The following is a 436-nucleotide window of genomic DNA, read 5'->3' as shown; positions in this document are numbered from 1 at the left end:
TTCCAGTTCAGCACCATGCTCGTCAACCGCTCGCCACAACAGATACGGCTCGCCGCGTAGCGTCACGAACATCTCGTCTAAATGCCAGGTGTTGGCTGGCTTGCGCCGCGCCGCCTTGGCGCACTTAGCGAATCCAGCGCCGGACTTGTCGCACCAGCAACGGATGGTTTCGTATGTGACCACGACGCCACGCTCGAGCAACAACTCTTCGATGTCGCGCAGGCTCAGGCTGAACCGGAAGTACCAGCGAACGGCGCAGCTGATGACGATAGCGGGGAAGCGATGGCCGTGATAAAGCGATTTCGTCTTCTTCATCGCTTCATTCTACTGCCACACCTCCAGCAACCTGACAGTGCCCATTGCGCTTCAACCTCGCGAAGTCCATTTGGACGCGTGGCTGGACCAAATCGTTGTCGTGCATGAATCCCGTGCGGAG

Annotated in this window: 1 pseudogene; it reads right to left on the bottom strand. The window is 58.5% G+C overall.

The window, feature by feature from the left end:
• A pseudogene (locus tag DPV79_RS41715) lies at positions 1-315 on the bottom strand (IS6 family transposase); the annotation flags it as partial.
• Between the last annotated feature and the right edge of the window lie 121 nt (positions 316-436).

Origin of the sequence: Burkholderia reimsis (assembly GCF_003294055.1) — a bacterium.
GTDB classification, from domain to species: Bacteria; Pseudomonadota; Gammaproteobacteria; order Burkholderiales; family Burkholderiaceae; genus Burkholderia; species Burkholderia cepacia.
Note: the sequence above shows the minus strand (reverse complement) of the source record. Positions and strands in the feature narration are given on the sequence as shown.